The sequence below is a fragment of the Roseococcus microcysteis genome, assembly GCF_014764365.1.
GTDB lineage: Bacteria > Pseudomonadota > Alphaproteobacteria > Acetobacterales > Acetobacteraceae > Roseococcus > Roseococcus microcysteis.
Genome location: NZ_CP061718.1, coordinates 1,336,787 through 1,361,805, shown reverse-complemented (window position 1 = coordinate 1,361,805; position 25,019 = coordinate 1,336,787). Strand labels below are relative to the sequence as shown.

23 protein-coding genes are annotated in these 25,019 nt (G+C 69.4%); 14 read left to right on the top strand and 9 right to left on the bottom strand.

Features of this window, described 5'->3' with window-relative positions:
* Window positions 1–161 precede the first annotated feature (161 nt).
* The 10 genes from ICW72_RS20585 (at window position 162) to ICW72_RS06395 (ending at window position 12,091) form a co-directional block, all read left to right on the top strand.
* Complete coding sequence (locus tag ICW72_RS20585; protein ID WP_223880873.1) at window positions 162–1,073, top strand: class I SAM-dependent methyltransferase; 912 nt, start codon at window positions 162–164, stop codon at window positions 1,071–1,073.
* A 56-nt stretch (window positions 1,074–1,129) separates the two neighbouring features.
* Window positions 1,130–2,302 (top strand): hypothetical protein, encoded by a 1,173-nt coding sequence (locus ICW72_RS06435; protein ID WP_191085454.1) that lies wholly within the window; start codon window positions 1,130–1,132, stop codon window positions 2,300–2,302.
* A gap of 4 nt (window positions 2,303–2,306) precedes the next feature.
* A complete protein-coding gene (locus ICW72_RS06430; protein ID WP_191085453.1) occupies window positions 2,307–4,742 on the top strand; it encodes a sulfotransferase in 2,436 nt (811 codons plus the stop codon).
* Between the two features lie 214 nt (window positions 4,743–4,956).
* Window positions 4,957–6,216, top strand: coding sequence for an ABC transporter substrate-binding protein (locus tag ICW72_RS06425; RefSeq protein ID WP_191085452.1), 1,260 nt, complete (start codon window positions 4,957–4,959; stop codon window positions 6,214–6,216).
* 69 nt (window positions 6,217–6,285) lie between these two features.
* Complete coding sequence (locus ICW72_RS06420; RefSeq protein ID WP_191085451.1) at window positions 6,286–7,185, top strand: branched-chain amino acid ABC transporter permease; 900 nt, start codon at window positions 6,286–6,288, stop codon at window positions 7,183–7,185.
* On the top strand, window positions 7,185–8,141 hold the full coding sequence (locus ICW72_RS06415) for a branched-chain amino acid ABC transporter permease (RefSeq protein WP_191085450.1): 957 nt from the start codon (window positions 7,185–7,187) through the stop codon (window positions 8,139–8,141). Before ICW72_RS06420 ends, ICW72_RS06415 begins: the two co-directional genes overlap by 1 nt.
* On the top strand, window positions 8,138–8,926 hold the full coding sequence (locus tag ICW72_RS06410) for an SDR family NAD(P)-dependent oxidoreductase (protein WP_191085449.1): 789 nt from the start codon (window positions 8,138–8,140) through the stop codon (window positions 8,924–8,926). Before ICW72_RS06415 ends, ICW72_RS06410 begins: the two co-directional genes overlap by 4 nt.
* The gene (locus ICW72_RS06405) at window positions 8,923–9,678 is read left to right on the top strand and encodes an ABC transporter ATP-binding protein (protein ID WP_191085448.1); all 756 of its coding nucleotides are present in this window, start codon (window positions 8,923–8,925) and stop codon (window positions 9,676–9,678) included. The genes ICW72_RS06410 and ICW72_RS06405 overlap by 4 nt, the downstream gene beginning before the upstream one ends.
* Window positions 9,675–10,394 carry an ABC transporter ATP-binding protein gene (locus ICW72_RS06400; protein WP_191085447.1) on the top strand — a complete coding sequence of 240 codons (720 nt, stop codon included), beginning with the start codon at window positions 9,675–9,677 and terminating at the stop codon, window positions 10,392–10,394. Before ICW72_RS06405 ends, ICW72_RS06400 begins: the two co-directional genes overlap by 4 nt.
* A gap of 77 nt (window positions 10,395–10,471) precedes the next feature.
* Entirely contained in the window at window positions 10,472–12,091 is a 1,620-nt protein-coding gene (locus ICW72_RS06395; protein WP_191085446.1) for a flavin-containing monooxygenase, read from the top strand.
* A 232-nt stretch (window positions 12,092–12,323) separates the two neighbouring features.
* Here ICW72_RS06395 and ICW72_RS06390 read toward each other — a convergent pair whose 3' ends face one another.
* From ICW72_RS06390 to ICW72_RS06350, 9 genes are all read right to left on the bottom strand, one after another.
* On the bottom strand, window positions 12,324–13,259 hold the full coding sequence (locus ICW72_RS06390) for a pirin family protein (RefSeq protein ID WP_191085445.1): 936 nt from the start codon (window positions 13,257–13,259) through the stop codon (window positions 12,324–12,326).
* A 671-nt stretch (window positions 13,260–13,930) separates the two neighbouring features.
* Window positions 13,931–14,296 carry a c-type cytochrome gene (locus tag ICW72_RS06385; RefSeq protein ID WP_191085444.1) on the bottom strand — a complete coding sequence of 122 codons (366 nt, stop codon included), beginning with the start codon at window positions 14,294–14,296 and terminating at the stop codon, window positions 13,931–13,933.
* On the bottom strand, window positions 14,293–15,306 hold the full coding sequence (locus ICW72_RS06380; RefSeq protein ID WP_223880872.1) for a Vgb family protein: 1,014 nt from the start codon (window positions 15,304–15,306) through the stop codon (window positions 14,293–14,295). The genes ICW72_RS06385 and ICW72_RS06380 overlap by 4 nt, the downstream gene beginning before the upstream one ends.
* 97 nt (window positions 15,307–15,403) lie before the next feature.
* The gene (locus tag ICW72_RS06375) at window positions 15,404–17,089 is read right to left on the bottom strand and encodes a putative 2-aminoethylphosphonate ABC transporter permease subunit (RefSeq protein ID WP_191085443.1); all 1,686 of its coding nucleotides are present in this window, start codon (window positions 17,087–17,089) and stop codon (window positions 15,404–15,406) included.
* Window positions 17,082–18,185 (bottom strand): putative 2-aminoethylphosphonate ABC transporter ATP-binding protein, encoded by a 1,104-nt coding sequence (locus ICW72_RS06370; RefSeq protein WP_191085442.1) that lies wholly within the window; start codon window positions 18,183–18,185, stop codon window positions 17,082–17,084. Before ICW72_RS06370 ends, ICW72_RS06375 begins: the two co-directional genes overlap by 8 nt.
* Before the next feature lie 10 nt (window positions 18,186–18,195).
* Window positions 18,196–19,212, bottom strand: a complete 1,017-nt coding sequence (locus ICW72_RS06365) for a putative 2-aminoethylphosphonate ABC transporter substrate-binding protein (protein WP_191085441.1) — start codon at window positions 19,210–19,212, stop codon at window positions 18,196–18,198.
* A gap of 91 nt (window positions 19,213–19,303) precedes the next feature.
* Window positions 19,304–19,993: a hypothetical protein gene (locus ICW72_RS06360; protein WP_191085440.1), complete on the bottom strand. Its 690-nt coding sequence runs from the start codon at window positions 19,991–19,993 to the stop codon at window positions 19,304–19,306.
* On the bottom strand, window positions 19,990–20,436 hold the full coding sequence (locus tag ICW72_RS06355) for an MgtC/SapB family protein (RefSeq protein ID WP_191085439.1): 447 nt from the start codon (window positions 20,434–20,436) through the stop codon (window positions 19,990–19,992). Before ICW72_RS06355 ends, ICW72_RS06360 begins: the two co-directional genes overlap by 4 nt.
* A 48-nt stretch (window positions 20,437–20,484) precedes the next feature.
* The gene (locus ICW72_RS06350) at window positions 20,485–20,865 is read right to left on the bottom strand and encodes a MarR family winged helix-turn-helix transcriptional regulator (protein ID WP_223880871.1); all 381 of its coding nucleotides are present in this window, start codon (window positions 20,863–20,865) and stop codon (window positions 20,485–20,487) included.
* Between the two features lie 211 nt (window positions 20,866–21,076).
* Here ICW72_RS06350 and ICW72_RS06345 point away from each other — a divergent pair, with 211 nt between their 5' ends.
* From ICW72_RS06345 to ICW72_RS06330, 4 genes are read left to right on the top strand one after another with little or no spacing between them, the layout of a single operon-like run.
* The gene (locus ICW72_RS06345) at window positions 21,077–22,147 is read left to right on the top strand and encodes an ABC transporter substrate-binding protein (RefSeq protein ID WP_191085437.1); all 1,071 of its coding nucleotides are present in this window, start codon (window positions 21,077–21,079) and stop codon (window positions 22,145–22,147) included.
* Entirely contained in the window at window positions 22,147–22,911 is a 765-nt protein-coding gene (locus ICW72_RS06340; RefSeq protein ID WP_191085436.1) for an ABC transporter ATP-binding protein, read from the top strand. The genes ICW72_RS06345 and ICW72_RS06340 overlap by 1 nt, the downstream gene beginning before the upstream one ends.
* Window positions 22,908–23,732, top strand: coding sequence for an ABC transporter permease (locus tag ICW72_RS06335; RefSeq protein ID WP_191085435.1), 825 nt, complete (start codon window positions 22,908–22,910; stop codon window positions 23,730–23,732). Before ICW72_RS06340 ends, ICW72_RS06335 begins: the two co-directional genes overlap by 4 nt.
* Window positions 23,733–23,746: 14 nt before the next feature.
* Complete coding sequence (locus tag ICW72_RS06330) at window positions 23,747–25,018, top strand: amidohydrolase/deacetylase family metallohydrolase (protein WP_191085434.1); 1,272 nt, start codon at window positions 23,747–23,749, stop codon at window positions 25,016–25,018.
* Window position 25,019 lies beyond the last annotated feature (1 nt).

The window sequence follows — 25,019 nt, the reverse complement described above, 5'->3', positions numbered from 1 at the left end:
CCGCTCGCTCAGGCCACCCTCAGGAATTTTCCAGGCCAGCTGATTGTGAGACAGCCTCCCCGAGCCTAGGATAAGGGGCATCTCAACATGTCTTCCGCCAGCGCCCGTGGCTACGGATGTTCTAAGGCTGCCCCTGCGTGCACTCGAACGGCTACGTCTTCATGATCGACACGGCCGCGACCTTCTTCTCCTCACTTCGGGTCGCGGGGTGGTTCCATCACCCGCAGGATCCTCTTGTTGCTGTTACCCTGAGTGGCGCCGGCCCGCTGGCCGGCCTGACGACGGCCTGCGGCATCCCCTACCAGGGGGTCCCCGAACTTGGGCCGGACAAGGGGTTCGAGCTGCAGGCCCTGCTCCGGCAGGCCGCACCGGATCCGCGGCAGGTGAGCCTGCGCTTCACGACCGCATCCGGACAGATCATCGAGGCGCCGCTCGCTGCTCTCCTTAAGGAGCGCGCGGCGGCGGAAAATGCCTCTCGTCTCTATCAAAAGTTCATCGAGCATGTCGCGGCGCAGGAGAGGGCATGCGTGCTCGACCTCGGCGGGCGGGCGCGCAGCGACCTCGACCGCGCCCCCGAAATGCCTGGCGAACGCGCACTCGTCTTCGACCTTCATCCGGGGCCGAATGTGGATGTGGTCGGGGACGCGCACCGGCTGTCCGATTTCTTCCCGGCAGGGATCTTCGACGCCATCCTCAGCGTCTCGGTGTTCGAGCATCTGGCCATGCCCTGGAAGGTCGCGGTCGAGATGAACCGCGTGCTGCGCCCCGGCGGGATCGCCTTTGTGCAGAGCCACCAGGCACTCGGCCTGCACGACGTTCCCTGGGATTTCTGGCGTTTTTCGGATGCCGCTTGGCAAGCCATCTTCAATCCGGCGACCGGGTTCAAGGTCCTCGAAACGAGCCTGACGCAGCCCATGTTCCTCGTGCCATGCCGTGGGCGCGCCAGCAGCACCGAGGCCTCCACCGGCTTCGAAAGTTCCGCCGTGCTGGTGCGCAAGACGGGCGAGGCGCGGCTGGACTGGGATCTTGATGCTGCGGCCCTGCTCTCCACCACCTATCCCACCGAGACCTGAATGCGCCCTCAATCCGTTGCGGCCGGAAGCCGGGGGCGCCGCCCCGGCGCGGCGGCATGAACCGCCTGCGCCGCATTGCCTGGGCGCTCGCCGCCGGCGCCTACGGCCCGCTGCACGATTTGCGGCATCTCATGGGGCATGCGCTGCGTGTGCGCCGACATCGCGGCCTGCCGCCCGAAGGGCGGGAGGCACTTATGCGGCTACGCGGCGCGTCCCGCCTGGCCTTCGTGGTGATCCATCCGCGCTTTGTGGAATTCTCGATCCGCAACCTCGTCGTCGCGCTTGCCGGCGCCGGCTTCTCGGTGGCTGCGCTGACCAGCGAGGAGCCGCCGCCAGCGCTCGTGCAGATGATCGAGGATTTTGGGGGAACGGTCGTGCGGCGGCATCGCATCGGGCGCGATGTCGGCGGTTATGCCGATGCCATGTGCTTCCTGCACGAGCAGGACGACGCCTTCCCGGCCCTCGAATGGGTGGTGCTGGCGAATGACAGCATGTATTGGCCTGCCGCGACGCGGACGCATCTGCACGCCCTGCTCGATGAGGCCGCGCCCTGGGCCTGCCTGACCGAAAGCTTCGTTGGGCGTTACCACGCGCAATCCTATTTCCTCTGCCTCTCCGGTACCGTCGCGCTCAGCGAGGCCTGCCGCACCTTCTGGCGCGGCTACCTGCCCCATGAACATCGTCGGCATGTGATCCGGCGCGGCGAAATCGGGCTGTCGCAGTGCCTCATGCAGGCCTTCGGGAAGCCCTTCTGCCTCTTCGCAGGTGGCCGGCTGGCGGAAGCGATCGTCGGCAGGCTGGATCCTGAGGCGGCGGCCACCGTCGTCGCAGAGGTCATCATACCGAGCGTGCCACTCTGGCAGGATGGCGGGGAGATGGCTGACCGCTTGATCAGTCACGTCCAGGCGGAGGTGATGCCCCGCGGCCACGCACAGCGGAACTCCCCTGGCAACATCGTGAGGCTGGAGATGGCACGGCGCGCGGCGGATATCGCGCTGCACCAGAATCCCACCCATAGCCTTGTCCGCAGCCTGCATGACCTGTTCGGCGCACCGGTCAAGCGCGACATCGCATTCCGGCGCACCCAGCCGATCGGCGCGACTTCGGCGCTGCTGCGCGGATTCTCCCCAGCCGAGCGGCGCGAGATCGAGCGCGACCTGCGCGAGCGGGGCCTCCCTGGTGACTTGCCGCTGACCGAGCGCCTCCTGATCCATACGGGCCGGCGATGAGGCCATGACGGGCGCATCCCTCCAGCCTGTCCTCGCCGCGCCGCAGCCGCGCCTCGTGCTGGTGCTCGGCATGCATCGCAGCGGGACCTCCCTGCTGGCGGGCATGCTCGCCCGGCTCGGTCTTCCCCTCGGCGGGCCGCTGTTGGAGGAGGCGCGCGAGGATGCCCCCACCGGATATGCTGAGCACGCCCAGGTCGTCGCGATCCAGGAGGAGCTGCTGGGCTCACTCGGCCGAGGCTGGGCCGGACCGGACGGAATGCAGCCTCTCCCTTCCTCCTGGCGGGATTGGCCAGAGAGCCGCCAAGCCCAGGCGGCGCTGACGGAGATCGCGCGGCGGGAACTGGCGGCGGGCGGCGGCGTCTGGGGCCTGAAGGATCCGCGCAGTTGCCGCTTCCTGCCGCTTTGGCGTGACATCGCACGCGCCTGCGGGGCGGAGGTTGTGCCGCTCCTCGCCCTCCGCCATCCGGATGCCGTCGCGCGCTCCCTGGCGGCGCGGAACGATATGGAGGTGGGGCACGCGAGTGCGCTCTGGCTGCGGCACCTGCACGACGTGGCGGCAGCCTTGCCCGACCGCCGCCCGGTAGTCTTCGATTATGACGATGTGCTGGCCGATCCAACCGCCGCCGCCGTGCGGCTGGCTGATGCCACCGGCCTCCGGGCCGAGCCTGAGGCGATCGGCCGTGCCGCCGCCCTCGCCGACCGGCTGCATCGCCACCACGCGCCCGCGGCCGCTGGGGTGGAGGAGGCGACGGCCCTGTATGCCGACCTGCTCGCGGGGGCCTGGCCACCTCCGCCCGAGCCCGTCCGCGCGCCGCGCGACGAGGTAACAATCGTTATGCGGGCCACGCGGCCCACAATGCTGCCCCGTGCGGTCCGGAGCGTGCTGAGCCAGACGGTGGCCGGGTGGCAACTGGTCATCGTGAACAATGGGGTGTCACCTTCTTCCATCGAGGGCGCGCTCGCTCCCTATCGGGACGCCCTGGGCGCACGCCTCTCCGTCCTGCACCTCGCCGACAGGCGCGGAATGGAGGCGGCGAGCAATGCCGGGATCCGCGCAGGTACTGCTCCATGGATCCTTGTGCACGACGACGACGACAGCCTGCGCCCCACCTTCCTCGAGCGTTGCCTCGACACGCTGGCGATGAACGGGCTGGAGGCCGTGGTGACACGCGCCCTGGTGGTGCATGAGCGCCATCTGAATGGACGCCTGCAGATCGAACGGGAGGAACCCTTCCGGCCTGAGGTGACGACCATCAACGCTGCCCAGCTTGAGCGGGAGAACCTGTTTCCGCCGATCTCCCTGCTATTTTCCCGCCGTGGCTGGGAGGCCACGGGTCCGTTCCGGGAGGATCTGGAGGTCCTCGGGGATTGGGAGTTCAACCGGCGCTTCGCCACGCATTTCCGTATCGGCTTCCTGGACGAGCCCCTGGCGCGCTGGCATCGGCGCCCGCCCGACGATGTCTTGCCCAACACCGATGACGCGGCCCATGCCAGGGTACGCGCGCGGCTTCGGGCGGAACATCGGCCTGCACTGCGCGGCGGGCCGTCCGGGCGGCTGCCGGATGTCCTCGTCATCGGGGCGCAGCGGGCGGGGACCACCTGGCTGCATCGCAACTTGGCGCGCCACCCTGGCATCTGGCTACCGCCGGTGAAGGAGTTGCACTTCTTCGACTCCCTCTATGGGCCGGACGAAGCGCGCTGGGCAGAGGATCGCCGGCACTTCTTCCTGCACTGCCGCGATGCGGTGCTGCGAGCCGGTGCCGACCTGACGGCGCTGGAGGCGGCTCGCAGCGTGCTGCAGTGGGCCGGCCGCTTCGCCGCCCCGCTCCATCCGACGCCAGAGTGGTATGCATCCCTCTTCGCCATGGCGCCGGCCGGGACGATCACGGGCGACATCACGCCCGGCTACGCCGTCCTGCCGGAGGAGGGCGTGTCCTATGTGGCCCGGACACTGCCCGGCGCGAAGGTCCTGATGCTGCTGCGCGATCCCCTGGAGCGCTCGCTCTCCGGCGCGCTGCACGAGGTGACGCGCGGCCTGCCCGACGGCACCGCCCCCTCCGCGGAGGCGCTCCATCGCGCGCTCGATGCGCCGGGCTGCGTGGCGCGGTCCGCCTACCGCACCACGATCGAGCGCTGGGAACGGCACTTCGGGCCAGGACGCCTGCACCTTCTGTTCTTCGACGAGGTGCGGGCCGATCCACAGGCGGTGCTACGGCAAGTGTGTGGCCTGATTGGCGCACCCTTCTCACCCGAGCACTTCCCTGATGCGAAGCAGCGGGAGAACGCCTCCAGCCATGATGCCGCGGCGTTGGCGGGGCCCGAGGTGCTCCGCCGCCTTGCCGCGCGCCATGCCGACGACCTCGGCTGGCTCGCGGAGCGCATCGGCGGATCGGCGGAGCGCTGGGCCAGCCGCGCCCGCGCGCTGCTAAGCGAGACGTAACCGGTCTGGGTGATGGCGCGGATCTCCGGACCAGCCTGCCAAAGACCGGCTCCATGCAACACAGCCCCGGTGCACCGATGCGCCTCGTCTTGGTTTGACAGTGGGTCCAGCACCTGTCTAGCGTCTGGTTGTCCAGGATCTCAGCCGGCGCACAAGACGCCGGTGGAAAAATACCGGCCAGCCAAGGGCCGCGAACCCAGGGGAGGGTCTCGTCATGTCCACCAGCAAGCCCGCGGGCTTACATCGGCGCCGCCTCATAGGCGCCGGCACCGCCGCCGCCATCACCGGCTTTCCGAACATCGGCTTCACGCAGGCCCGCCAGCCCATCAAGATCGGCGTGCCGACCATCCTGTCGGGTCGCGTCGCGCAGCTGGGCATCTCCTCGCGCAACGCCATGCAGATCGAGGTGGATGCCTTCAACGCTTCCGGTGGCCTCGATGGCCGCCCCATCGAACTCATCGTGCGCGACAGCCGCGGTGTGCCTGCCGAAGCCGCGCGCCTCGCGCGCGAGATGATCAGCAGCGACGCCGTGGAGTTCCTGTTCGATGCCGAACCCTCATCCGGCGGCTTCGCCATTCATGAGGTGGTGCGCGAGACGGGCACCGTCACGCTGCACATCAACTCCGAGACCTCCTCGCTGACGGCCGATCCACGCCAGCGCTTCTGGAATGCCTTCCGGGTCGCGCGACAGGGCATCCATGATTCCATCGCCGGCGGCTACTACGCCGCCAGCGTGGCCCGAAGCCGCAATCTGCGCCGCTGGATGACCATCTCGCCCGACTACGCCTATGGCCGCGACACCACCGCTGAATTCGTGGAATTCGCCCGCGGCTTCAACGCCGACATCCAGATCACCGGCGAGACCTGGCCCCGCCTGTTCCAGGCCGACTACACCGAGAACATCACCCGCCTCAACCAGGGGCGCCCGCAGGCGGTCTATTCCTGCCTCTGGGCCGGTGATCTGGTCACCTTCGTCGAACAGGCCTCGATCTTCGGCCTCTTCGCGCAGTCGCAGCTCTTCGCCGTGAACATGGCCGACTACACGACGCTGCAGCAGGTGCGGAACCTGCCGCGCGGGGTGCATTCGGGCAATCGCTACCTGCGCAACTTCCCACCGGTGCCGGGCAACCTCGCCTTCGCCACGGAATACAACCGCCGCTTCAACACCTTCCCCACCAACTGGTCCTGGCAATCGGCCACCGCCGTGCGGCTGCTGACCACGGCGCTGCGCCAGGTGGGCGGCACCAACCCGCGCGAGGTCGCGGCCAAGCTGAAGGGGATGACCATAGAAAGCCCCTTCGGCGCCGAAGGCACGGTCACCATGCGCGCGGAAGACCAGACCCTTGTGGACTATGCCATCGGCTGGGGCACGACGATCAGCGCCGACCCCTTCGTGGAGAACATGCAGAAGGCCGACTGGGCGACGATCCGGCGCCTCGAGGCCGAGTGGAAGCGCGGCAAGGGCTGGGGCTGAGCGTACCACCGCCTGACCGGGTGCGGCCGCGTGGCCGCACCCCTGCATCCCTCCGCGCGAAAGCCCCCGATGGAACTCACCGAACTCGCCGAATGCGTCTCCTCCATGTCCTGTGTCGTCACGCAGCTGGCGGCGGGGCTCACGATCGGGATGCTGCTGTTCCTGGTCGCGTCGGGGCTGACGCTGATCTTCGGCGTGCTGGGCCTGGTCAACTTCGCCCACGGCTCGCTCTACATGATGGGCGCCTATTTCGCGCTGGCCGCCTATGGCCCGACGGGGAGCTTCGCCATCGCCGTGCTGGCGGGCACGCTGGGTGCCGCCCTGCTCGGCCTGTTCTTCGAGCGCTTCCTGCTCAGCCGCATCTATGGCCAGGACGTGCTGATGCAGCTGCTGGTCTGCTACGCCATCATCCTCATCCTGGATGACGTGGTAAAGATCATCTGGGGGGCGGACTTCCGGAACATGGGCGTGCCGCCGGCCTTCCTGCATCCGCCCTTCATCATCGGCGGCGGGGTGGTGCCCTATTTCTACGCGATCCTCTTCGGCATCACCGCGCTGATCGCCGTGGCGCTGTCCTATGGCATGAGCCGCACGCGGTTTGGCCGCATCGTGCGTGCGGCGGCGGTCAATCCTGGCATGGTGGGGGCGCTCGGCATCAACACCACCGTGGTCTACGCGGCGGTCTTCGCGATCGGCGCGGGGTTGGCGGGGGCGGCGGGGGCACTCTCCGCGCCCATCCGCTCGGTCGTGCCGGGGGCGGGCGTCTCCATCCTGATCGAGAGCTTCATCGTCACCGTCATCGGCGGCATGGGCTCGATCGGCGGCGCGCTGGCGGCCTCGCTCATCCTCGGCCTCACGCGCTCCTTCGGCTCCATTGGCTTCCCGCTCTTCGTGGAGGGAGCGATGTTCGTCATCATGGCCCTCGTGCTGATCCTCCGGCCCAGCGGCCTGGGCGGGAGGCGCGGCTGATGGGCTTTGGCCGAGACAGCGCGATCGCACTCGCCGTCCTGCTCGTGTTCATCCTGCTGGAATTCACCGGGCTGCGTTCCGCGGGGCTGGTGGACTTCGCCATCCGCTTCGCCACCTTCGGCCTGCTGGCACTCTCGCTCAACCTGCTGATCGGCAGCGCCGGCCTCGTCTCCTTCGGGCATGCGGCCTATTTCGGCATGGGAGCGTACAGCTTCGGCCTGCTGATGCAGACCGGCGCCTGGTCCGTGCCCGCCGCCATCATGGCCGCCGTGGCGATGACGGCGCTGCTGGCACTGATCATCGGCGCGCTCTGCGTAAGGCTCTCCGAGATCTACTTCGCCTTCCTCACCCTTGCCTTCCAGATGCTGCTGCATTCGCTCATCCTCTCCTGGATCGGACTGACGGGGGGCGACCAGGGGCTGATGGGCGGCATTCCCAAGCCGCCCTTCCTGGGCGTCGATCTTGCGCGGCAGGACCATCTGGCCGCGTTCAGCCTGTTCTGCCTGGTGGCCTCGGCGGTCGCGCTGCGCCAGATCCTGCGCTCGCCCTTCGGCGCCGCGCTGCGCATGCTGCGCGACAATCCGGACCGCGCGGCCTTCCTCGGGCTGTCCGTCTTCCGCTACCGCCTGGCGGCCTTTGTCATCGCGGGCAGCTTCGCCGGCCTCGCGGGCGTGCTGATGAGCCTCTATGTCTCCGGCGCCTTCCCCTCCTTCGCCTTCTGGACCACGTCGGGCGAGGCGATCTTCATGATCATGCTGGGGGGCGTGTCGGTCTTCCTGGGCCCGCTCGTCGGCGCCGCGATCTTCCTGATGCTGAATGACTGGATCACGGCGGTGACCGAGCACCACGGCCTGTTCCTCGGCATCATCCTGCTCATCATCGTGCTGGGGCTGCGCAAGGGGCTGCTGGATTTCGCGTTCGAGCACTGGCGTGCGCGCAAGGGGAGCCAGCCATGAGTTTCGCCGGGCGCATCGCCGTCATCACCGGGGGGGCGAGCGGCATCGGCGCCGCCTGCGCCCGCATGCTGGCCGGACGTGGCGCACAGGTGGTGGTGACCGACCGTGACATCGCCCGCGCCGCGACGCTCGCCGCGGAGGTCGGGGGGACGGCCGTGGCGCTGGATGTTGGCCGCCGCGCCGACAACGAGGACGCGGCCGCCGAGATCGAGGCGCGCATGGGCCCGGTGGACATCCTCGTCACCTCGGCCGGCGTGCTGCAACGCCCGCTGCGGGCCGAGGCCCTGACCGAGGCCGAGGTGGAGGAGGTGGTGCGGATCGACCAGATCGGCACCTGGAACTCCGCCGTGGCCTTCGGTGCGCGCATGGCCCGGCGCGGGGGAGGTGCGATCATCACCATCGCCTCCATCGCGGGCGAGCGCTCCATGCCGCTGCACGCCTATTCGCCGGCCAAGGCCGCGGTGATCGAGATGACGCGCTGCCTGGCCGCCGAATGGGGCCGGTCGGGCGTGCGCGTGAACGCCGTCTCGCCCGGCTTCACGCTGACCCCGGCCCTGGCCCAGGCCATCGCGGCGGGTGAGCGCGACCCGGCCCTGCTGGAGGGCAGCAGCGCACTGGGCCGCATGGTGACGCCGGAGGACATCGCGGAGGCCGTCTGCTTCCTGGCTTCGGACGCGGCACGCTGCATCACCGGCATCAACCTGCCGGTGGATGCGGGCTGGCTGGTCGCGGGCTCCTGGGCCACCTATGGCGGGCTGCCGCCGGCGCGGGGCAACCTTCCATGAGCGGGCGCCTGGAACTGCAGGGCTTGCGCAAGAGCTTCGGCGGCGTGGTCGCCACCGATGACGTGACGCTGGCCTTCGAGCCCGGCACGCTCTCCGCCATCATCGGCCCCAATGGTGCGGGCAAGACCACGCTGTTCCACCTCATCACCGGCAAGCTGCCGGTGACCGCGGGGCGCGTGCTGCTGGACGGCGCCGAGATCACCGGGCTGGACCGGCGCGACATCGTCCGGCGCGGCATCGGCCGCGCCTTCCAGGTGGCGAACCTCTTTCCGAGCTTTCCGGTCCGGGACAGCCTGGCGGCTGCGATGATGGCCCATGCCGGGCGCACCGCCGGGCTGTTCAGCACCTTTCCGCCGCCCGACGTGCAGCGCCAGGCCGAGGAGGTGATGGAGCTTTGCGGCCTGACGCATCTGTCCCGCACCGAGGCGCGGCATCTCAGCCATGGCGACCAGAAGCTGCTCGACATCGCGCTGGCGCTGGCGCTGAACCCCAAGGTGCTGCTGCTGGACGAACCCACCGCCGGCATGGGGCCGGATGAACGCTGGCGGATGATCGAGCGCGTCTATCGGCTCTGGGAGGCGCGCAAGCTCACGCTCATCTTCATCGAGCATGACATGGATATCGTCTTCAAGATCGCGCAATCGGTCCGCGTGCTGCGTTATGGCGCCGTCCTGGCGGAAGGAACGCCGGAGGAGGTGCGCCGCAACCCGGCCGTGGTGGAAGCCTATCTCGGCGCGGAGCACGCGCTATGAACGACAGGGGAGCGAGTGAACTTCTCGTGGACGGGCTGGATGCCGCCTATGGCGCAAGCCAGGTGCTCTTCGGCGTGAAGCTGGAGGTGGAGCGCGGCGAAACCCTCGCGCTGATGGGCCGCAACGGCGCGGGCAAGAGCACCACCTTCAAGGCGATCGCCGGCCTGCTGCCGCCGCGCGCCGGGCGTGTCATGGTCCGCGGGCAGGATGTGGCGGGCCAGAAGCCCTACCGCATCGCCCGCGCCGGCATCGCCTATGTTCCCGAGGACCGGCAGGTGTTCCCCGAGCACAGCGTCGAGGAAAACCTCGAGATTGCCGAACGCGAGGGCGTGGGCGGCCGCGAATGGAACCGCGCCCGCGCCTTCGAGATGTTCCCGATGCTGCAGCCGCTGCGCACCCGCATGGCGGGCCGGCTTTCGGGCGGGGAGCAGCAGATGCTCACCATCGCCCGCAGCCTGATGGGCAACCCGGCCGTGCTCCTGCTGGATGAGCCGTCGGAGGGTCTGGCGCCGCTGATCGTGCAGCAGATCGGCGCCCTGATACGTCGCCTGCGCGAGCTTGGCACCACCATCATCCTGGCCGAGCAGAACAGCCGCTTCTGCCTGGCCGTCGCCACGCGCGTCGCGGTGATCGACAAGGGGGCTGTCGTCTGGAGCGGCGATGTGGCGCAGTTCCGCGCCGACCCCGATGTGCAGGCGCGCTACCTCCAGGTCTGACCTGCCATCGTGCCCTTGACGCATGGCGCCCCCGGCAAAACCATGCGGTTCCACCGCGTTTCGAGGAGATGCCCGCCATGCCCGACACGATGACCTCGCCCGTGGCCCTCGATGCCGTCATCATCGGCGCGGGCTTCTCCGGCATGTACCAGCTGCACCTCCTGCGTGACCGGCTGGGGATGAACGTCATCGTGCTGGAAGCGGGCGAGGGCGTGGGCGGCACCTGGTACTGGAACCGCTATCCCGGGGCGCGCTGCGATTCCGAGAGCCATTCCTACTGCTACATGTTCTCGCGCGAGTTGCAGCAGGAGTGGGAATGGTCCGAGCGCTATCCGGAGCAGCCCGAGATCATGCGCTACATGAACTTCGTGGCGGATCGGCTGGACCTGCGGCGCAGCATCCGCTTCGGCACCCGCGTCACCGGCGCGCGCTATGATGCGGCCGCCAATCGCTGGCATGTCGGCACCCAGGGTGGGGAAAGCTTCCAGGCCACCTACCTGATCACGGCGGTGGGCTGCCTCTCGACCGCAAACGTGCCGCAGATGCCCGGCCTCGAAACCTTCGCGGGCGACTGGTACCACACCGGCGAATGGCCGCAATCGGGGGTGGATTTCGCGGGCAAGCGCGTCGGGCTGATCGGCACTGGCTCCACCGGCATCCAGGCGGCCCCCGTCATCGCGGCGCAGGCGAAGCACCTGACGGTGTTCCAGCGCACGGCCAACTACAGCGTGCCCGCGCACAACGCGCCGCTGACGCCCGAATTCAAGCAGTGGGTGAAGGCGAATTACGAGCAATTGCGCGCCCTCATGCGCAGCACCACCAACGGGCACCCCTTCACCATCGCCGAGCGATCGGCGCTCGATGTCGATGACGCTGAACGCGAGGCGCTGTTCGAACAGGCCTGGGCCAAGGGCGGCCTGCAGTTCCGCGCGACCTTCAAGGACCTGCTCTCCAGCCTCGACGCCAATGCGACCGCCGCGGAATTCATCAAGCGCAAGATCCGCAGCATCGTGCGGGATCCGGCCACCGCGGAACTGCTGGCCGACATTGACCACCCCTATGCCGCCAAGCGCCCTCCGATCGACAGCCACTACTTCGAGACCTTCAACCGGGAGAACGTGACGCTGGTGGATGTGCGTTCCGCCCCCATCGCGCGCATCACGCCGACGGGCCTCGCGACCACCACGGCGGAATACGAGCTCGACATCATCGTCTTCGCCACCGGTTTCGACGCCATGACCGGCCCCCTGCTGCGCCTGAACATCGAAGGGCGCGACGGCCTGACGCTGCGCGAGGCCTGGGCCGCAGGGCCGCGCAGCTATCTGGGGCTGCAGGTTCCGGGCTTTCCGAACATGTTTACCATTACCGGACCGGGCAGCCCCTCCGTCCTGTGCAACATGCCCGTGGCGATCGAGCAGCATGTCGAATGGATCGCCGATTGTATCTCCCATCACCGCGGCCAGCGCATCGCGCGCATGGAGGCGACGGAGGAAGCGGCCGATGCGTGGGTCGCGGAGGTGAACCGCGCCGCCGAGGCCACGCTGCTGCCACAGGCGTCCAGCTCCTGGTATCTGGGCGCCAACGTGCCAGGCAAACCCCGTGTCTTCATGCCCTATGCCGGCGGCATGGCGCATTACGCCAAGATCTGCGCCGACGTGGCAGCGAAGGGGTATGAGGGCTTCACGCTGACGGGCTAAGCCCCTGCAGGGCAGGCAGGACGCTCATGCCTGCCTGCGCCGCTGCGGTGAAACCGGAGTTGAGGTGGCCCCTTTCCGTGGACGGAGATCGGGTGCGGATCTTCGTCCCTGGCCTTGGTTCCGGCTTCGCATTCGATGGGTGAAAGACAGCCCAGGGCCGCGTGTGGCCTAGTTGGATGGTGAAAGCCTCCCATGAAGGCGAACACCGCCAGCCGAGCCTCCACCGGGCGCCTCAGTCCGGCAAGGGGATGTGCTCCTGCCGGTCCTCCGCAGGCAGGTCGAAGCGTCCCTGGCCCCAGTTGGCCGCGCGCCATTCCTCCTTGGCGCGCTCGATGCGCTCGCGCGAGGAGGCGACGAAGTTCCACCAGATGTAGCGCGGCCCGCTGAAGGTCGCGCCGCCCAGGATCATCAGTCGCGCGCCCTGTTCCCCGGCCGCGACCGTGATGCGGTCGCCGGGGCGGAAGACCATCATCCGCCCCGCCTCGAAATCCTGCCCGGCCACCGAGATCGCGCCTTCGACGATGTAGATGCCGCGGTCCTCGTGGTTGTCGGGCAGGGGCAGCCGGCTGCCCGGGTCGAGCTTCACATCCGCGTAGAAGGTCTCGGAGAGCATCGTCGCGGGTGCCGCCTGGCCATAGGCCTGGCCGAGAATGAGCCGAACCGAGACGCCGCGATCCTCGATGACGGGCAGCGTCTCCTGGCCGTGATGCTCGAAGCTGGGTGCCACATCCTCGTGGCTTTCCGGCAGGGCGAGCCAGGTCTGGATGCCGAAGAGGCTGTTCGGGCCGCGCCGCGCGGCGGCGGAGGTGCGTTCCGAATGCGTGACGCCACGCCCGGCTATCATCCAGTTGAGCGCCCCGGGGCGGATGACCTGGTCGGCGCCCGTGCTGTCGCGGTGGTGGAAGTCGCCCTTGAACAGGTAGGTCACGGTGCCGAGGCCGATATGCGGATGCGGCCGCACGTCCACGCCTTGCCCGGTCAGCAGCTCGGCCGGCCCCGCCTGGTCGAAGAAGATGAAGGGCCCGACCATCTGCCGCTTCGGCGCGGGCAGGGCGCGCCGGACCTCGAACCCGCCAAGGTCCCGGGCCCGGGGGATGATGAGGGTCTCGATCGCGTCGGTCCCGACCTCATCGGGGCAGCCCGGTTCGAGGGCTGGGTTCCAACTCATGCGCGTCTTCCTGTTGGCTTAGGATCTGATGCGGCCGGCCAGGTTCGAAGCTGGCCTCCAAATCCGCTGAAGCAAGTCGCGAAATGAAATCTTCAGGCATTATCGGCAATAGTCTAGCCCATTCAAGCCTTCGCATCGGGGTTGGCAGAAGACAGGGCAAGATCGGTGCGGGCGTAGCAGGCCCGTGCCAAAGCAAAGAATATCGTATGGGTCTTTCTGGCCGACGAATTACCCCCAAAAGAGCCCGTAGATTTCAATTCATTTCGAGGCGGGTTGAATTTTCTGCTTCGCCCAGAAGCTCGGTCCTGTTCATGATCGAATACCCCACCCTACCAGCTCGCGAAGCTGGGCCGCCATGACAAACATAGGGGGCAGGAGATGGTCCTCGAGCGGATGACCGCCGACGGAAAACAACATGATGAGCTGGGTCCTGCTCGCCGCGGAATGGCGGCGCGACCGGGCGTGAGCGGACACCGCCTCGCAGGGGCGCAATGAGCATCGAGCGCGACCGCGCCGCAGGATACCCCCCAGGCCAAAGCCCCGCGAAGGAAAAGATCGTGGCGCGCGGGCCGAGGGAGGCGCGCCCTGGCCTCCTCCTTCGCGCGAAACCCAACAGCCTCCCTGCCCAGGACGAACGCGGCCGGGATGCACATCGGCAAGGTGATCCGCCCTTATCTCCCGATCCCGCCCATCAGGTAGGCCACGACCGCCGCGACATCCGCCGTACCGCGCAGGCTGGTCCCGCCCATCCAGAGGCCGGGATACATGGCCTCCGGATCGTCCAGGAAGCGCCGCAGCCGCGCCGCGTCCCAGGCCTCGCCCGCGGCCCGCGCCGCTTGCAAGGCCGGGGAGTAGTCGAAGGCCGGATCGCCTGCCACGGCGCGACCGCTGAGCCCCGCGAGGTTCGGCCCCGCGCCGGCCGGCGCGCCGGGGGCGGCGGCGTGGCAGGAGGCGCAATGCGCCTCGAAGACCTCCGCCCCGCCCGTGGCCAGGGCGGGTGCCGCGACCAGCCACAGGCCGGCCGCGAGGCGGATCACAGCCCGTACTCGATCCGCACCATCCGGTCGGTGCCGCTCTCGCCGCCCCAGGCGGCGCCTTCCACCCCGTCCATCTGGCGGACATTCGCCCCCGCCCGGTCGGAGGGGAAGGCCAGGAAGCTCTCGGTCTCAGGGTCGAAGCGGACAATGCTGTTGGCCGGGAAGTCCGTCAGCCAGACCTTGTCGGTCGGGTCCACATAGACGGAATAGGCGCGCGGGCGTTCACCGGGCAGGCGCCAGGCGCGCCAGCTGCCGTCGCGCGGGTCGTGCAGGGAGACGTTGCCGCTGTTCCATTCGCTGATCCACAGCCGGCCCTGGCTGTCGGACCAGACGCGGCGCGCGCCCTGGTTGGGCGTGGGCGGCTGCAGGACGCGGATATTGGCGAGATCGAGATCCCGGATCTCCGCCAAGTGGCTGCCGGCGAGCGAGACATACCAGATGCCGCCCTGCGGCGTCAGCGTGATGCCATAGGCGCCGCGGCCGCCGGGGGCCTCGCGCACCTCCATCCGTTCGCTGGCCGGGTCGAAGCGGCCCACCACGCCATTCTGCCCCGTAAACCAGTAGGTGCCGCGAGCGTCGAACACGCCGGTGTTGAGGTTGGCATTCGCGAAGCGCTCGGGAAGGCGCCAGAGCTGGACGCGATGGTCGCGTGGATCCACGCGGGCGATGGCGTTCTGGCCTCCTTCGGTCACCCAGGCGGCGCCGTCCGGCCCGCGCACCACCCCGTGCGGCCGGGCCCCCGGTCCGAGGTTCACCGGATGGACCGCGCCGGTCGCGGGGTCCAGCAGGTTCAGCGTGCCGTTGCGCTGTCCACAGAACCAGAAGCGCCCGTCGCCAGCCGCCGTGATGTCGCGGGAGCCGACGCGGCCCTGGGGCGAGGACACGTCGAAATAGGTCACGCGAAAGCCCGGCGGCGTGGCCGGGTTGGCCCGCGCCGCGGGGGCGCGGAGCAGGAGGGGTGCGGCGAGCAGCCCGCTGCCGCTCGAGAGGAAGGTTCGACGCTGCATCATGGAGGCCTCCTTGCGTGCTGGCTGTGAGGCTACACCACCCGCGGGCCATGCCGTCATGGTTCGACTTCCAACGATGCAATCTCCGCCGGCTGGAGATCTAACGCAGGCGCCAAGCCTGGGTCCAACGCTCCACCCGCCCCGCCATGGCCAGGTGCAGCGCCTTCAGCGCGACATTCACCATCAGGATGGCCACGGCCATGGCGGCGGCGGCGCTGATCTGGCCGGCTTCCTCCATATGCACCACGGCGACGGAGGCTGGCTTGGTGTCCGGCCCATAGAGGAAGATCACGGCCGAGACCGTCGCCATGCCGTTCACGAAGAGATAGACGAAGATTTCCAGGATGGCCGGCAGACAGATGGGCAGGGTGACGCGCCAGAAGGTGACCCAGAGCGGCACTTTCAGGCTGGCGCTGACCGCCTCGAATTCCGGGTCGAGCTGACGGATCGCGGTCACGGCCGCCAGATGGCAGACCGTGTAGAAGTGCACCAGCGAGTTCAGCACCAGGATGGCCAGCGTCCCGTAGAGGAAACCCAGCGGGTTCCAGGGGTCGTTGAAGAAGAGGATATAGGCGAGGCCCAGTACCAGCCCCGGCACCGCCAGCGGAATGGCGGTGGCGAAGCCCACCAGCCGCGGCAGGGGGCCGGCCACGCGCCCGCGCTCGACCATCCAGGCCACCACGAAGATCAGCGCGGTGCCGATCAGCGCCGCCATCGCGGCCATCCGCACCGAGGTCCAGACGCTGCCCCAGCCCGCGCTGTCGAAGCGGTTGAAGTCGTAGTTGTCGAGTGTCAGCGACAGGTTCCAGGGCCAGAAGCGGATGAAGCTGCCCCAGACGGCCAGCCCCACCACCAGCAGCAACAATGCCGCGACGAGCGTGCAGAAGCCCAGCAACGGCAGGTCCCGCGCCGGGCGCGGCTTCGGCTCCAGCGGCACCGCGCGGCCCGAGAGGAAGCCGCCCTGTCGCCGCCGCGCCCATTGGTCGAGCAGGAAGGCGCCCACCGCCGGCAGCAGCAGCACGAGGCCCACCACCGCGCCCATGTTGAAATTCTGCTGGCCGACCACCTGCTTGTAGACCTCGGTCGCCAGCACGGGGAATTGCCCGCCGATCACCTTGGGGATGCCGAAATCCGTCACCACCAGGGTGAAGACCACCACGGCGGCCGAGATGAGCCCGCCGCGCGCGCCCGGCAGCGTCACCGTCAGGAAGATGCGCCCCCGCCCGGCCTTGAGCGCCGCCGCCGCCTCATAGAGCCGCCCATCCGCGCCCGACAGCGCCACGCAGAGGATCAGCGCCGCATGCGGGAAGCAGTAGAAGACCTGCGCCATGATGATGCCGATGGGGCCATAGAGGCTCTCGCCCATCAGCAGCCCGCGCAGCATGCCCTGGTTGCCGAAGAGATAGACCAGCGCCAGCGCCGGCAGCAGCGAGGGCGCCAGCACCGGCAGCAGCATCACCGCGGGGAACACGGGCTTCCCCGGCATACGGGAGCGCGTCAGCGCATAGGCGTAGGTGAAGGCCGCCGGCACCACCAGCAGCGTGGTCAGCGCCGCCGTCCAGAGGCTGTTCCAGGCGGAGATGGCGAGGCTCGGCGTTGCCACATATTCCGCGAAATTGGCGAGCCCGACGAAGGCGCCCGAGGCATCCTGGAAGGCGCGCGCGAACAGCCAGGCCAACGGCAGGACCAGCCCCACCAGCAGGAAGGCCGCGGCCCCTCCGAGCGCCAGCGTCATCAGCCGCTGCTCGTCCGAGGCGCGCGCGCGGAAGGCGCCGCCGTCAGGCATCCGGATAGGTCATGATGCGCTCGGCCGGCACCGCCACCCACAGCCGCGCGGTATGGCCGAGGCCAAGCTTGCCGATCTCGCCGGAGGGCAGTTCGGCCTCCAGCGCCACGCCCTCGGCCAGCAGATGGACGCGGCAGACGGCGCCCAGGAACTCCACGCCCGTGACCACGGCCTGGAAGGCGCCCTCATGGCCCAGAGCGTCATCACCGAGCCGCACATCCTCGGGGCGGATGAAGGCGCGCGCCGCCTCGCCCGGCGAGAGCGAGGCCGCGGCCGTGGCGGCCAGCGAGACGGGCCCCGCCCGCAGCCGTGGCGTCGCGGCATGCGGGTGTTCCACCTCCGCGCGGAAGCTGCCGGTGCGGCCCACGAAGCCGGCCACGAAGGCCGAGGCGGGGCGGCGATAGACTTCCTCGGGCGTGCCGATCTGCTCGATGCGGCCCTCCCGCATCACCACGATGCGGTCGGAGACGGACAGCGCCTCCTCCTGGTCATGCGTCACCATGATGGTGGTGACGCCCAGCGCCTTCTGCAGCGCGCGGATCTCGGTGCGAAGCCGCGCGCGCACCGTGGCATCCAGCGCGGAGAGCGGCTCGTCCAGCAGCAGCAGGCCTGGGTGGTTGGCCAGCGCGCGCGCCAGGGCCACGCGCTGCTGCTGCCCGCCCGAAAGCTGCGCAGGGTATTTGCGCGCATGCTCCTCCAGCCCCACCAGGGCGATGAGCTGCTCCACGCGCGCGGCCGCCTTGGCGCGCGGCCAGGCCGGGCCGCGCAGCCCGTAGCCGATGTTCGCCCGCATATCGAGGTTGGGAAACAGCGCGTAGGATTGGAAGACGATGCCGAAATCGCGCTCGCCGGGCGGCAGGTGGGTGATGTCGCGCCCGGCCTGCACGATGCGGCCCTCGCTCGGCGGGTCGAGCCCCGCGATGGCGCGCAGCAGCGTGGTCTTGCCGCAGCCCGAGGGGCCGAGGAAGGAGACGAACTCGCCCTCGCGGACCTCCAGCGAGACCCGGTCCAGCGCCACGAAGCGGCCGAAGCGCTTCGTGACCTCCTGCACCGTCAGGTAGATGCCGGCCGCGACGGCCCGCGCCGCGAGGTCCAAGGGGCGGGCCTCAGCGCGGGGCGGACTTGCCGTCGAAGCGGCGGGCCCATTCGCGCAGCAGCTCGTCGCGCCGGCCGGCCAGGGCGGCGAAATCCTGGTTGACCAGGCGCTCGGCGAAATCGGCCGGGTAGTTCTGCACGGTGGTCACGGCCTCGGGGTGGGCGACCAGCGCGTAGAAGCGGCCGTAGAGTTCGTTGGCCTCGCGGCTGACAGTCCAGTCCACCAGGCGGCGGGCGGCGTCGAGGTTGCGGGTGCCGCGCAGGATGGCCGTGGCCTCCAGGTCGAAGCCCACGCCATCGGTCGGCACGATCACGTCAATGGGCGCGCCCTGGTTGCGCAGCGCCACCGAGCGCATGTCGAAGCTGAGCCCCACCGCGTATTCCCCGCGCGCCGCGTTGTTGCAGGGCGCGCTGCCGGAGTGGGTATAGACCTGGATGTTGTCGTGCAGCCGCGTCATGAAGTCCCAGGCGGGCGCCTCGCCCTGGCTGCTGATCCAGCCCGCCATGGTCAGGAAGCCCGTGCCGGAGGAGGCCGGGTTGGGCATCGCCACCTGGTTGCGGAAGGCCGGCTGCAACAGGTCCGCCCAGCTGGTGGGCCGGGGCAGGCCGCGCTGCGCGGCCACCACGCGGTTGAAGCAGATGGCCGAGACGAAGGCGTCCATGCCCGTCCAGGTCATCGGCTCGCGGTTGCTGCGGAAATTGGGGCGAAGGGCGGCCGCGCCGGGGGGCGTGTAGGGCTCCAGCATGTCCTGGCCTTCCAGCGCCAGCAGGCTGAACACCGAAAGCCCCCAGATCACGTCGGCGCGCGGGTTGGCGCGCTCCGCGATCAGGCGGGCGGTGATGATGCCCGTGCTGTCGCGCACCCAGGCGATCTCGATGCCCGGCACCGCGCGTTCGGCCGCGGCCTTGAAGGGGGCGAGCTGCTCATTCTCCAGCGCGGTGTAGACCGTCAGGCGGGTGCGCTGCTGTGCCTCGGCGGCGCTGCCGAGGGCAAGGAAGGCGAGGCTCGTCAGAAGCAGGCGGCGCATGGGCGGTCCCTTCGCGGATGGCGATGGGAGGTTGCATTCCCAGGTGTCCAGGGGAATGTGCGTGGCGTGACATCTCCATGAAATCCGCCGGCTATTCCAGGGCCAGCAGCAGCACCCCGTAGAGGCCTGCGCCCAGGGCGAAGCCGCCGAAATGGCTGCCGGCCTGGTCCGGCAGCTCCTCCTTCAGCACGTTCAGCACGATGCCGCCCGCCACCAGCGCGAAGAGCGCATCCACCAGCAGTGGCGGCGCCTTGAATGCCGCGCCCAGCGCGCCGCCCAGCAGCACGGCGCCGGCCAGCACATGGCGGGCGCGGGCCGCCTGCGCCGCGCGATGGCCCACGCGCAGGCTGCTGTCGCTCGCCAGGAAGTGCAGCGCCATGGCCCCGGCATAGAGCAGCAGGGGCAGGGTGCCCTCGGCCTCGCGCTGCATCATCAGGTAGCCGATGGTGAGGCTGTAGATCGCGAAGGCCGCCACATGCAGCTGGAACACGCCGGCATCGGCCCGCCCCTCGTCATGGCGGCGCAGCGCGTGTTCCAGCCCGTAGAAGGTGACGAGGCCCGCCAGCGCCAGCGCGAAGAACACCACCTCCGAGTCCAAGCCTTGCGCCGCATGCGCCCCTGCCAGCTGGGGCAGCAGATGCAGGAAGATATAGGCGACCGAAGCCCCCGCCGCGGCCGAGCGCCAGGGGTTGCGCAGCGGCCAGCGCCCGCGCGCATGCACCGCAGCCAGCCCCAGCACCAGAAGCGGGGCGAGCCAGACGGGCGTGTCCGGCACGCTCACGCCCCATCATCCGGCGCGTGGGGCTTCAGCGGCGTCAGCAGATACAGAGTGCCTGCGGTGAAGACCGCGATGGCCACCGCGATGTGATAGGCGCCCAGCGCCACCGCCGCCCCGATGGCGCCCGTGGCCCAGATGGCGGCGGCCGTCGCCGTGCCATGCACCTGGTCACCGCTCTTCATGATGGCGCCCGCGCCGATGAAGCCGATGCCGGTGGCGACACCCGTCAGCACGCGCGCGGCCGCCTCGTTGTCGTGCGCGCTGATGCCCTCGACCGAGAGCATGAAGCCGCAGCTCGCCACCGCCACCAGGGGGAAGGTGCGCAAGCCGGCGCTGCGCGTCGCGCGTTCGCGGTTCCAGCCGATGACGAGGGCCAGCACATAGGCCACCACCAGGTCACGCATATGCGGCCAGGAGGAGGCGAGGAAGCTCGTGACGGAATCCATGGGCGTTCCTTCCGGGGCAGAACACCCGGCAGGCGCGGGCGTTGCCCGTTAGTCGGAGACCCCGTGCAACGCGGCACGCATCAGCGCCATGAGATGCGCGCCGTCTTCGGGCGGGAGGGCGGCGAGGGTCTGGCGGTGCGCCTCGCGCGCCAGGGGCTCGACACGAGCCAGCAGCGCGCGCCCCGCCTCGGTCATGCGGCAGCGCATGGCACGGCCATCGGCGTCGTCGCGCCCGCGCGCGATCCAGCCATGCGCCTCCATGCGCGCCAGGGTGGCGGCGGCCGTGCTGCGGTCCAGCGCCACATCGGCGGCGAGCGTGGTCTGGTCGGCGCTGCCCCGCGCGGCGAGCGCGCTGAGCAGGCTGAACTGCACCGGCGTGATGAGGCCCCGCACCTGCGCGGCGAAGAGCGACAGGTGAAGCTGGTGCAACCGGCGGATGAGCAGGCCGGGACGTTCCGCAAGCGGCCAGGCGGGGAGGGGGCTCTCTGCCTCACTTCCAGGCGGCACGGGAACGGAACTGCCCTGATCCTGGGCGGAGGCTCTGGTTTTCATCACAGGCGGGTCCGGATGGCGGTTGCGCGCGGCCATAGGTGAAGGGCACAGATGCTCCGTACACGCAATATCGCGCTGGAGCCCGCCCATGCCCTTGCTGTCCCGCCGCACCGCGCTTGCCGCCGGCACCGCCATCCTCGCCACGCCGCAGATTGCGCGCGCCCAGGCCGCCATCCGGCTCACGCTGCCCTGGCTGGCGCAGGGTTCGACGGCCTATGCCTTCATTGCGCGCGAGATGGGCGCCTTCCGCAGCCGCGGGCTGAACGTGGAGGTGACGCGCGGCTTCGGCTCCGTCGCCGCCGCGCAGGCGCTGGCGCAGGGGCAGTTCGAATACGCGATCGTGGGCGCCGGCCCCATGGTGCTGGCCGCCGCCCGGCAGCTGCCCATCACGGGCATGGCGACGGTCAACTACGACATGACCATGGGCATCGCGGTCCGCGCCGACAGCCCCATCCGCACCGCGAAGGATCTGGAGGGCAAGCGCATCGGCGCCGTGCCGACCAGCGCGGAATTCCCCTTCTGGCCGGCCTTCGCGCGGCGGGCGGGCATTGATCTCTCCACCGTCACCATCCAGCAGATGGACAACCGCGTGCTGGAGCGGTCCTTGATCGACCGGCAGGTGGACGCGATCACGGCCATCGGCTCCTCCACCATCCCGGTGATGCAGGCACAGCGGGCCGAGCACCGCTTCATCCCCTATTCCTCGGCCGGGCTGAACTTCTACGCCAATGTGATCTGCACGCGCCCGGAGACGCTGCGGAACAACGCCGCCCAGGCCGAGGCCGTGACGGACGCCCTGCTCGAAGCTGCCGCCCTGCAGCTGCGCGAGCCCGACCGTGCGCTCGACATGTTCATCCGCCAGGTGCCCGAGATCGGCATCACCCAGGGCGGGCGGCAGAACGCGGCGCTCTCGCAGGGGCTGATGCAGTGGACCATGCTGGCGCCGGAGGCCATCGACAACGGCCTGGGCTTCACCGACATGGCCAAGTGGAACGCCATGACCGACCTGGTGATGGAATTCGGCGCGCCGGCCGATGCCCGTCGCCCGGACACCGACGCCGTCATCTCCAACCGCTTCGCCGGCCGCATCAAGCTGACGCCGGCGGAATGGGAAGCGCAGCGCACGCGCCTCGCCCCCTTCGGCGCGATGCTCGGCTGATGATCAGCCTGCGTGGAGTCCGCAAGACCTATGCCTCGCCGGCCGGGCCGATCGAGGCGGTGGCCGGCGTCTCGGTGGACATCGCCGAGGGGGAGTTCGTCTCCATCCTCGGCCCCTCGGGCTGCGGCAAATCCACGCTGCTGATGATGCTGGCGGGGCTGGAGAGCATCACCGCCGGCAGCATCACCATCGGCGGCCAGCCCATGACGGGGCCGCGGCGGGATGCGGGGCTGGTCTTCCAGGACGCGACGCTGCTGCCCTGGCTCTCGGCCCGCGACAACGTGCTCTTCCCCATCAAGATGATGCGGCTGCCGCGCGAGAAATACCTGGCCCGCGCGGAGGAGCTGCTGCACTCCGTGGGCCTCGGCGACTTCATGGACAAGCGCCCGCGCGAACTCTCGGGCGGCATGCGCCAGCGCGTGGCGCTGTGCCGTTCGCTGGTCCACACCCCCTCCATCATGCTGATGGACGAGCCCTTCAGCGCGCTGGATGCCATCACGCGCGACGAGATGGCGCTGGTGCTGCTCGACCTCTGGGCGCGGCACCGCAAGACCGGCATCTTCATCACCCATTCCATCCGCGAGGCGGTGCTGCTCTCCGACCGCGTGCTGGTCATGACCAAGCGCCCGGCCGTGGTGGTGGCGGATGTGAAGATCCCCTTCGCCCGCCCGCGCGACGAGAGCGTGCAGGACAGCCCGGAATTCACCGCCATCGTGGCGCGCCTGCGCGGCATGATCGAGCACAGCATCAAGGTGGCGGCATGAGTGCCACGCAACTGGGCGACGTGACGCCGGTGGCCGCGGCGCCGCCGAACCTGGAACGCCGCGACCTGTCGCGCCACCCGGCGCTGCAACTGGGCCTGCCCGTCCTGTTCGCGGCGGCGGTGCTGCTGCTGTGGGAATTCCTCTGCCGGGCCTATGCGGTGCCGGAGGTGATCCTGCCCACGCCTTCGGCCATCTACGCGCGCATCATCTCGGCTTGGCCCTTCCTGGTGCAGCACGCCGTGCCCACGGGCACCGAGGCCGCCATCGGCTTCCTGCTGGCGACCGTGCTGGGCATCGCGCTGGCCGTGCTGCTCTCCTATTCGCGCTGGGCCTATGCGGCGCTCTATCCCAACGTGATCTTCTTCCAGCTGATCCCCAAGATCGCGCTCGCGCCATTGTTCATTGTGTGGCTGGGCATCGGCTCACCGTCCCGTTTGGCCTTCTCCATGTTCATCGCCTTCTTCCCGGTGGTGATCGCCACACTCACGGGGCTGAACGCCACGCCGCCCGACATGCTGCGGCTGTGCAAGGCGCTGACGGCGCGTTCCTGGCAGGTGTTCCTCTCGGTGCGCTTTCCCTATGCGTTGCCGCATATCTTCTCGGGGCTGAAGATCGCCGTCACCTTCGCCATCATCGGCGTGATCGTGGGCGAGTTCATCACGGCGCAGGCGGGCTTGGGCTACCTGATCCTCTTCGCCTCCAGCCAGGCCGAGACGGCGCTCATCATGGCCTCCATCGCCATGCTCTGCGTGGTGGGCCTGGTTCTCTACGGCGCGGTGGCGGGGCTGGAGCGCCTCATCCTCCGCAAATACGGACACTGACGAGGGAAACGACCATGCAATACGACATCCTGCTGAAGGGCGGACGTGTGGTCTGCCCGGCGAGCCAGCTCGACGGCATCATGGACGTGGCGATCAAGGATGGCCGCATCGCCGCCATCCAGCCCGATATCCTGGCGAGTTCCGCGCGCGAGGTGGTGTCGGTGAAGGACAAGATCGTCCTGCCCGGCATGGTGGACACGCACGCGCATATCTACACCTATGTCTCCGGGCGCTTTGGTTTGCCGGCCGACATGGCGGGCGTGCACAGCGGCGTGACCGCGCTGGTGGACCAGGGCGGTGCCTCCTGCATGACGCTGCCCGGCTTCAACGAGTTCATCGCCAAGCCCGCGCATTCGCGCGTGTTCAGCTTCATCAGCGCCTATGTCGTGGGCGGGCTGGAGGGCCATTACTACCCGACCCTCTACGGCCCCGAGCATGTGGATGTGGACGCCACCGTGAAGGCCGCCCGCGCCAATCCCGGCCTGGTGCGCGGCGTGAAGGCCCATGCCGAGATCGGCAACATGGCGCGCTATGGTCTTGAAGTGCTGAAGAAGGCCGCGCAGATCGGGCGCGAGGCCGACCTTCCCGTTTATTGCCATTTCGGCCAGCTCTGGCCCACGCCGGAGACGGGCAACAATGGCGTGGACGCGGACGAAATCCTGCCGCTGGTGGTGCCCCTGCTGCGCCCCGGCGACATCCTGGCCCACCCCTTCACCCGCCACCCGGGCGGCTTCGTGGATCGGCGCACGGGGAAGGTGCACGCCATGGTGCAGGCCGCCCTCGATGCCGGGCTGAAGGTGGATGTGGGCCATGGCAGTCATTTCAGCTTCAAGATGGCGCGCATCAGCCTCGACGCCGGCATCATGCCCGACACGCTCGGCGCGGACATGCACGGCTACAACACGCGCATCCCCGCACCCCCCGGCACGCCCGCCAACCACTCGGACCCCGAGGAGGACCACCCGTTCACCGGCAAGGCCCGCTTCTCCCTGACGCTGGCGATGAGCGAATTGATGGCGCTGGGAGTGCCCTTCGAGCGCGTGGTGCCCATGGTCACCACCGGCCCCGCCGCCATGCTGAAGCTGGATGACGGCATCGGCACGCTGCGGATCGGCGCGGTGGCGGATGTCTCGGTGCTGGATGATCTGCGCGGCCGCTTCAAGATGGCCGACAATGAGGGCACCGAGGTCATCGCCGACCGTCTGCTGCAACCCGTCTTCTGCCTGAAGGGCGGGGTGCGCTTCGACGCCACGGCGCCCATCCTGCCCGCCGCCATCGCCGCCTGAT